Consider the following 9,364-nt stretch of genomic DNA (forward strand, 5'->3'; position numbering starts at 1 on the left):
GGACGCATCATGGCCGCTGGCTTCTGAAAGAGATCGGGAGCACAGCATCAGGCATCAAATCGCGGCTTTGAATGTGGGGTTCGTGGAGCGGTTACAACATAGGCATCTTTCAAGCTGGGAATATTCATGCTGCGCAGCTTGCCGGCAATCTGCTAAGGAGACAAACGCTCACGCAACATATGAGTCACCAAATCAAAGCGTTCACTGCCCCGCAACAGCTTACGCGTGGGGCGGCAGGGGCGACGGCGAGCCCTCATATAGTGCTGAGCAGTGTGGGCTGAGTAACTGCCGCAACCCTGCCGATTACGCCTCAACTCCCGACTGATCGTTGAGGGCGAGCGCTTGATCAAGAGGGCAATCCTGCGCAGGCTGAAGCCTTGGACGTGACCGAGTTGGATGGTTACGCGCTCTTCGACGCTAAGTTCGTGATAGGACATAGGGGCAACACCGTACAGGAAAGGTCAGGTGTTGCACTCAATTTTCGCGCCGCCCGGTCTTAGGGGGGCTTTGAGCAACTCCTCGAAGGTGTTGGAATACACCTTGACCATCTGCCTCGAGTCACGCATGAGCCAAGATCAGCTTTTCTTGCTTTGTTTCCAGCTTTGGGTGCCCTGGCAAACGTCAGCGAATTCACCGCGAACGATTCTTTGCCGAGATGGATCAGGTCGTCCCTGGAGCTGTTTGCTCTGTCGAACCTGTATGTGGCTCGAGAATAATTGATGGGGATGGGCGACTTACGGGTGTAACCAGGCCAACAAAGCTGTAGTGAACTGTGTGGTCGCGATGGAAAAAGGTAAAAATACAAAATATTTGGACAATACCTGCTTTGATCGCAGAACGAAAATCAGAAATAGTAAATTTTACTAAAGTTTACGCAATAAAAATAAAATCATTAGCGTCCTGCAGAAGTAAACCCCTACATAGTTAGAAGTAAATCCCTACATGGTTAGAAGTAAACCCCTACATAGTTAGAAGTAAGCCCCTGCGTAACTAGAAGGGTTTCCTGACTCTGAAACTTTTGCCTTGTTGGTCTAATTCCATGTGAGCTTTTTGCATTTTTTAAAGAAGTGGTTTTGGTTGTGCGAACTTTGTTTTTACTCCTTGTTTATCGTGCGAGCGATTCCAGGGTGGGTTGCTGCCTTGAATGTGCTTGGTGGGAGTTTAAATGGCTCGAGCAGACAGTGTGGCGCGTTATGCAGAATGGATGCAAAGTCACGTTGGAAAATCACCTGAGTTGCGTATTGCTATATACCGGGTCATCTATGGTTCGCGTCTGTATTCGGCCAGTGTAGCTATCGCGGTCATATTGATTGCCTTGCTAATGCCGTTAATTGCGAAGGCGGAATATTTGCCAATATCGCTGCAGAGGTTGATCACTCTGACTGTCAATGATCATCCACTCGTGCGCGGTGATGTTCTTGAGGTTTCGGCGAGTGAGCTTGACGTGACGGCGGCGCAGCGGCAGTGGTGGCCTACGGTATCGGCAGTCATGGAAACCGATTCGGGGAACGTCACTTCGGGGCCTTCAAGGGCTCTGCAAGTGGAGCAGACCCTCTGGGACGGTGGAAAGATCAGTGCTGGTATCGCGCATGCTAACGCAGGCCTGGCCAAGAGCGAGGCACGCGTCATATGGCAAAGGCAGCAGTTGGCCTTGCAAGTAGTCGCCGCGTGGCAACAGCTTATCGGTGCGCGTGACAAGCTTGGTGTTGCCGGCCAGACAATGGACAGGCTGCGTACCTATGAAGCGCAAATGCGCCGGCGCGTGGCAGCAGATGCCTCGCCTTCGATTGATCTTGAGCTGGTTCTGTCGCGCATACGTCAGACCGAAGTAGAGCTGTCTTCGGCACGTTCTGCTCTGCGTGCGGCGGCACAACGGTTGGAACAATTATCAGGCGTAGCAGGGCTTGATGAACGCACCGGCGACCTTCCCTTGTGGCCAAATCCTGAAACGGTACGGCAGTCGTCTGTCCCGGTAGTTACTGCCGATTTAAGCACGTATGCCAGAGACAGTTTTGCGGTCCAGGTTGCCAAAGGTGATGCGCAGATTGTCGCCGCCCAATTGGACGCGAAACGCGCGGAGCGATGGCCTACCGCTTATGTGCGGTTGGTTAAACCCTTAGGAAACTCATCCGGCAGTTTCTCTGACTCTCAGGTCGTGGACAACAGCCCCGCCGTATTCCTGGGCGTTCGTTATACCCCAGGTGCGGGCTTCGCGACGGGGGTTCAGGCGGATGCGTTAAGTGCACGCGTTGCATCCGTTGATCAGTCAGTGGAAGCGGCGTATCGCGAACAGCGCGAGGCCATGACTGCGGATCGCGAAGATTTCACCTCCTCATTAGAAAGGCTTCGCGCGCTTGAAGATGCCGTAGCGGGTGCACAGCAGGTGCTTGATTCCTACTCAAGACAATTCACCGCTGGGCGCAAGACGTGGATCGACTTGCTCAACGCTGTCAGAGAACTCTCCCAAAACCAGTTTGCACAAGCAGAGTCACAAGCGGCAATGACTGCCGCACTCTATCGCCTGCAGCTGCGTCAGGGTCGCACCCAACTGTTGCCCTAATCCGGGGTTTATAAATGAAAAAGTTTGAGTCTCTTACATGGGCGTTGCGGCGGTTGGCTTACGCACAAGGCTGCGTTATCGATCCGCTGCGTTTGCAATCCAGCCGCCAGATTGGCAGCACGGTGAATGCATTCGACTATCTCCAGCTTGTGTGTACCCATCTTGGGGTGGCGACACCTAGGCGTTTGCAAACGCCGGATGCTGCGCGACTGCCATTAATCTGTTCGTTGGAAAACGGTGAATGGGGTGTCATCGTCGACCTTGAGCCTTCCGGGGATTGGCGAGTGCTTTGCGACAGCAAAGAGACTCTTCAAACGACTCAAGAGCTAGCCGGTCGTAGCGCCCAGGTACAGTGCGGTGATCGGCGCCACTCTGGTTTTGAGGCTGCCAACGATGAGGGGGCGTCCTCGACCGGATTTCGAAGCCAGCTCAATATGAGTCTGCGTGAGTACCGCGGAGCCCTTATAGAGGCAGGTATCGCCTCAGCAGTGATTGGCCTGCTGGCTTTGGCGACGTCACTGTTCTCGATGCAAGTCTACGATCGGGTTATCCCGACGCGGGGTGAATACACGTTATTTGTGCTCGCTGGGGGGGTCCTGCTGAGTGTATTGATTGAGCTGGCGATGAAATTAGCACGCTCGCACTTGATGGACTACGTAGTGGTTGGTTTCGATAGCCGTATGTCGCGAGAGATTTTTCAACAGTTGCTGGTGTTGCGCCTGGATCAATTACCGGCTTCGGTCGGCAGTTTGGCGTCACAAATTCGGGGTTATGAGCAAATCCGGAGTTTCTACACCGCATCGTCGTTGTTTGCACTCATTGAACTTCCGATGGCGATGCTTTTCCTGGGCATCATAATGATGCTGGCTACCCCGGTTGTTGCCCTGGTCATGCTGGGCTTCGCTTTGGTGGCACTCGTCATTGGTGTTTCTGCCCGCAGGCATGTCGCCCGGCAAGCCAAAGAGGGTGCTGCTTATTCGAACATGAAAACAGGGCTATTGGTCGAAGCCGTCGAGGGGGCCGAGACCATTAAGGCGGGCTCGGGAGGCTGGCGTTTCCTATCACGATGGATCGACGTCAATGCACTTTCGATTGTGAGCGATCTCAAAATTCGCCACGCCACCGAGTCCACCAGTTATCTGGCAGGGACGATGCAGCAACTCAGTTATGCCGCATTGATCGTCACCGGTGCGCTCGTGGTAATGCAAGGGCAAATGAGTACTGGCGCCCTGATTGCCTGTTCCATCCTGTCGGGACGTATATTAAATCCCATCCTCGCGTTGCCGGCTCTATTGGTGCAGCACGCACATGCCCGTGCTGCAGAAGATGGCCTGGAAAAACTTTACAAGCTCAAAACCGATAACCACGGGGTACGCAGGCCGCTCGTGCCTGAACGTATCGTGGGACGGTACACCGTCGAAGGTCTTTCGTTCGCCTATGGTGAGCATCCGGCGGCTTTAAAAGTCCCTTCACTTCAGATCCAGCCGGGCGAGCGAGTCGCCGTCCTTGGTCCCATTGGCTCAGGCAAATCTACGCTTCTGCGCATGCTTTCAGGGTTGTATGTGCCGCAATCGGGCCGGGTATTGCTCGACGGTCTCGATCTATCGCACATCAGTCGGCAGGTGATCAGTCGCCAGGTCGGCTATTTGCAGCAAGAGCACCGGCTGTTTCAGGGCACTTTGCGTGAAAACCTGCTCATCGGCTTGGCGGATCCCGGTGACGAAGCAATTTTGCATGCGGTGAGACGAACCGGCATGGACCGCATAATTGCTTCGCACCCACAAGGGCTTGATCGACCTATCACCGAAGGGGGGAAGGGGCTCAGTGGTGGGCAGCGGCAGCTGGTGGCATTTACGCGCCTTATACTGTGCAAGCCCAGCATTATGCTGCTTGATGAGCCCACCGCATCGATGGATGAAGAGCAGGAGCGCCAATGCCTGTCTGTCCTGGCAGAGGAAGCGCAGGGGGGAACCATGCTCATTATCGTGACCCACAAACCCAGTGTTCTGCCATTAGTGAATCGAGTCCTCGTGGTCGTAGGTAACAATATCGTTGCTGACGGCCCACGAGATGCTGTGCTGCGGCAATTGGACTCACGTGAGCAGCCCGTAGCCAAAGTACCGCCTAGCACGGAATTTGGCGTTCAGGGAGAAATGTCGTGAGTACCGAGATTGAAATGAACTCGCAGGCTGAGATGTCACTGCAACGTGCGCCACTTCGAGAGATTAAAGAACTCGCGGGGCCGACGCGTTCACGATGGAACCTTCGTATCATGTTACTGGGGTTGATAGCGCTGGTGGTCTGGGCGGCCTTTGGAAAGGTCGACCAAGTAACCAGAGCCCCGGCACAAATTATTGCCGCGGAACGCACGCAGATTATCCAATCACCTGATGGGGGCGTTGTAACCAAACTCCACGTCCACGAAGGCGACGTCGTGCATGCGGGGCAGTCGCTCGTCACTTTGCAGAAGGAGCGAGCGAATGCTGCTGTAACAGAAAGCTTGGGCAAGGTTGCAGCGCTGCGGATAACCCTGGCGCGGCTGCACGCTGAAGTGTACGGCGAGCCGCTGGAGTTTCCCCGGGATTTGGACGCCTACAGTGATTACATAACCAATCAGAAAGAGCTTTATATAAAACGGCGTACGGCCATTGACGCTGATTTGACATCCCTCGACAATATTTTAGCACTGGCGCGCAAAGAGCTGAACATCAATCGGCAACTGGTCGCTACCGGGGATGTCAGTCAGGCAGAAATTTTGCGGCTGCAGCGTTCGGTCGCCGACGTTGAGGCGCAAATAACTAATCGCCGTAATAAGTACTTTCAAGACACGCAAGCCGATATGACAAAGGCTCAGGAGGATTTGACCAGCCAGACAGAACAGTTGCGTGATCGTTCACAGGTGTTAGAGCAGACCGAGCTCACTGCATCTGTCGACGGTGTCGTCAACAATATTCATGTCAATACCCTAGGAGGGGTCGTGCGCCCTGGCGACACCATCATGGAGGTGCTTCCTACCAGCGGTGATCTGTTGGCTGAAGCAAAGGTCAGCCCCTCAGACATCGCCTTTGTACGGAAGGGGCAGCGCGCCAATGTGCGCATTGACGCTTATGACTCCTCCATATTTGGCTCTATGCAGGGCGAAGTCAGCTATATCAGCCCCGATGTACTCACGGAAGAGACACGTCAAGGCCCTACCTCTTATTACAGAGTGCGCATTCTCATTCGGGGGGCGGAATTCAAAAGCCACACGAATGAAGAAATCCACTTACGACCTGGAATGTCCGCATCCGTCGATATCAGAGCGCGTGAACGCACCGTGCTGGAGTATCTGACTAAACCGATTATGAAGGGATTGAACCAATCGCTCGGTGAACGGTGACCCATCCTTTTTTCCGATTAAATTGAGGACTGTATTATGCGTATTGAAATTGTCACCACTAACAGCAATGGCCTGAAAGAGAAAGTTAATGTACAGGCTGTTTCCGGGCATCCCATTAAGACCAAGGCCGTGCCGGGCACCCATACAGTTATTTCGGTGGACGGTGTCAAGTTATCGGGTGCCGAACACATTAATGGCAAAAAGCCGGAACTCAAAAAAGAAGGAAACGATCTTCTTATACAAGTGGATGGTGAGACGATCGTTGAAATTAACGACTTCTACGTGTCCAAGGGGGCAACGCTTGACGGGACAGGCTGGTCGTATGCGTCGGGAACCGATGCGTTGCCAGTCGATGCCGCTGAGCACAGCGTAAGCGCCTTGGACGAGGCAGGACAAATGAGTGATGCGGTCTCGGCTACTCATTCGAACGCTTTGTATTACGGCGCAGCAGCGTTATTGGGAGTGGGCGGGATCGCCCTCGCAGCTGGTGGTGGGGGTGGTGGCGGTCATCATAGTAGCACTGGTAGCACTGGGGGTGGAGGTACAGGCACCCCGGTCGCAGAGACCACCATTGTAAATGGCCAGGTGGTTGCTGGGCCATTAGTCGCCGGCCATGGTTTGTCCGTTACGCTGTACAGTGCCGACGGTACAATTCTTGCTGGTCCGGTGGTCATCAATAACGACGGTACGTTCACCCTTAGCTACTCGGCAAGCCATACAGGTGCGGTGCTTGCCAGGGTAACGGATACCAACGCTGGTGGTGACTACTTAGATGAGGCTACTCGTACGGCGAAAGATTTGGCCTACGATTTGCGTGCGGCGTTTGTAAGTAACGGTGCCGGGACTGTCACGATAGTATTAAGTCCACTGACCGAGCTGGCGGTGCGCGCGCTCGGTCTCCCTGCCGGTACTGTAGGGGTTGATGGTTCGTCTTCGACAACACTGGGCGCGCTTTCGGCAGAACAAATCCAGGCGGCCAACACAAATTTGGCGACCCGACTCGGCATGGGCAGCGATCTATTTGTCGCGCCGGTACCTGTTGTGGACGCGCAAGGCCATCCCAACGCCTCCGCGAATCTGGCAGGTTATATCCTGGCTGCCATTTCGGGGTTCGAGGAGCTGCACGGTGCCGCTGCGGCGCAGCGTTATCTGACGGAGGCGCTCAGCAGCACCAACAACGAATTGGAAGCGCTCTTGATCGCGGGCGCCTCACAAGCGGGCAATTTGCAGGGGGTTGATTATCTCACCCCGCTCACCGTTGCAGTACCGGCCGCGGCCAGCGCCATGTCTCAAGCCCAGGCCATCAGCAATACCCAACTGAGTGCCATGACGGAGTCTGAACTCTCTGCGCTGTCGCCCTCAGTGGTGGCAGCGTTGACACCGGCACAGATTGCAATGCTCGCTGTCGGTATTACTTCCGCACTCACGAACGATCAATTGCATGCGCTCAATAGCGCCCAGCTTGCGCAGTTCGCACAAAATTCCACATTGAGTCTGGCGCAGGCGCAGCAGTTAAGTGAGGTCCAACTGGACGCGCTTTTCCATACGGCGACCTTGTCCTTTACGGTGACTGACGATGTTCAGGGGGCGATCGGCCCCGTTGCCGCACATGCGCTGATCAATGACGCCACTCCGACGCTGTCGGGGACACTTGCGGTGGTCCTGCCTACCGGTGCACTCGTCTCGATCTATGATGGGAGCGAAAAAATCGGTACGGCCACCTTGGCGGCCGACCGCAGGAGCTGGAGCTTTACTCCTGCCTCCCCATGGCTTGATGGCGCCCATGCGCTCAGCGTAAGTATCGAGATCCCTTCGGGCGCCTCCACCGTTCAGGCCGGCAAGATTGAATTCTCGATCGAGACCGTCTTGCCTACCATTTCGATTACTGGGCCGGTGGCGGGGGAGGACGTGGTCAACGCCGCCGAGGCGCACGAGGGGGTGCGCGTCAGTGGTACCACTACGGGTGCGGAGAACGGGCAGCTAGTGAGCGTGAAGTGGGGCACTTCCACCGTCACGGCAACCGTTTCAAATGGCGCCTGGTCTGCTCTTTTTACCGAGGCACAGGTTCCGGCGGACAGCTCCAATGTACCGATCACGGCTTCCGTCAGCAGCTTGGCGGGTAACGTGGCCGTTCCAGCGGAACACTCAATGAGTGTAGATAGCCTTGCCCCTACATTGGTGATTACCAGTGACAAAACACTCCTGCTTGCAGGAGAGTCTGCCACCTTTACATTTACCTTCAGTGAAGCGCCGACAGGCTTTACGGCAAGTGACGTCACAGTGGCTAATGGCGTGCTCACTGATTTGGTCGTGACGAGCGACCCCAAGGTTTACACGGCAAAATTCGTTCCGACGGCCAATGTAGATAGCGGAAATCAAGCCAGCGTTGTTGCGGGCGGTTACACAGACGCAGCGGGCAACCCCGGCAGCGCGGGTTTGATGGTGACTATCGCAATCGATACTACCGTGCCCACCGTGAGCTCGGTGGAAATGACTGCATCAACGGGGGCGGTAAACAGCACCCTGAATGCGGGCGACACGGCCAGCGTGACGGTGGCCTTCAGCGAAGTAGTGACCGTCACCGGTACACCGACGATCAATCTCACCGTGGGCTCCTCCACCAAAACGGCCACCTACGTGTCCGGCTCCGGTACGGTCAACCTGGTGTTCAGCTACACCGTGGCGGCGGGCGACACGGATGCCAACGGCCTCGCGCTGCCGGCCAACGGGCTGGCAGTAGCCAGTGGCTCGATCAAGGATGGCGCCGGTAACAACGCGACCCTGAGCTACACCGCGGTGGCGGACAACGCCAGCTACCTGGTGGACACCACGGCCCCGGCTTTCTCCGGCGTGGTCATTTCCGGGGTGGACAGTGCTGATGTCGCCAAGACCGGCACGCTGGTGGCCGGCGACAAGATCAAGGTGACCCTGACGGCGAGCGAAGCGGTCACGGTCAACGGCATCCCGACCTACACCATTGACGTCGGCGGTGTGAGCAAGACGGCCACCTATGTGTCCGGCTCCGGGACCAACACCCTGGTGTTCACCTACACCGTGGCCGCTGGTGACAGCGATGCGGCGGGCGGCATCACGGCGACGGCCGCGGCGCTGGCCCTGGCCGGCGGCGGCCTGACCGACGCGGCAGGCAATACGGCGACGCTCGCGGTGCCGGCGGTGGCGGCCGCTGTCAATAGCGTAGTAGTCGATACCACGGCCCCCACCATTTCCAGTGTGGCCATCACAGCGGCCACGGGTGCGGCGAATAGCACCCTGAATGCGGGCGACACGGCCAGCGTGACGGTGGCCTTCAGCGAAGTGGTGACCGTCACCGGCACGCCGACGCTCAATCTGGTGATTGGCTCATCGACCAAACCGGCCACCTATGTGTCCGGCTCCGGGACCGCCAACCTGGTGTTCAGCTACAC

The 9,364-nt window shown here is 56.3% G+C and carries 4 protein-coding genes and 1 pseudogene; 4 read left to right on the forward strand and 1 reads right to left on the reverse strand.

Annotation, left to right across the window (positions count from 1 at the left end; all coding sequences use genetic code 11):
• Positions 1 to 155: 155 nt before the first annotated feature.
• Positions 156 to 437 (reverse strand): annotated as a pseudogene (locus ACIOZM_RS30565) (transposase); the annotation flags it as partial.
• Between the two features lie 728 nt (positions 438 to 1,165).
• Between ACIOZM_RS30565 and ACIOZM_RS30570 the strand changes: the two are divergent.
• The 4 genes from ACIOZM_RS30570 to ACIOZM_RS30585 form a co-directional block, all read left to right on the forward strand.
• Positions 1,166 to 2,560, forward strand: a complete 1,395-nt coding sequence (locus ACIOZM_RS30570) for a TolC family protein (RefSeq protein WP_401221163.1) — start codon at positions 1,166 to 1,168, stop codon at positions 2,558 to 2,560.
• Between the two features lie 14 nt (positions 2,561 to 2,574).
• A complete protein-coding gene (locus ACIOZM_RS30575) occupies positions 2,575 to 4,722 on the forward strand; it encodes an ATP-binding cassette domain-containing protein (protein ID WP_401221165.1) in 2,148 nt (715 codons plus the stop codon).
• A complete protein-coding gene (locus ACIOZM_RS30580; protein WP_401221166.1) occupies positions 4,719 to 5,939 on the forward strand; it encodes an HlyD family efflux transporter periplasmic adaptor subunit in 1,221 nt (406 codons plus the stop codon). Before ACIOZM_RS30575 ends, ACIOZM_RS30580 begins: the two co-directional genes overlap by 4 nt.
• A gap of 36 nt (positions 5,940 to 5,975) precedes the next feature.
• On the forward strand, positions 5,976 to 9,364 hold a 3,389-nt coding region (locus ACIOZM_RS30585), incomplete at its 3' end, for an Ig-like domain-containing protein (RefSeq protein WP_401221168.1).

It is taken from the genome of Pseudomonas sp. NPDC087346 (assembly GCF_044744235.1).
Classification (GTDB): Bacteria; Pseudomonadota; Gammaproteobacteria; order Pseudomonadales; family Pseudomonadaceae; genus Aquipseudomonas.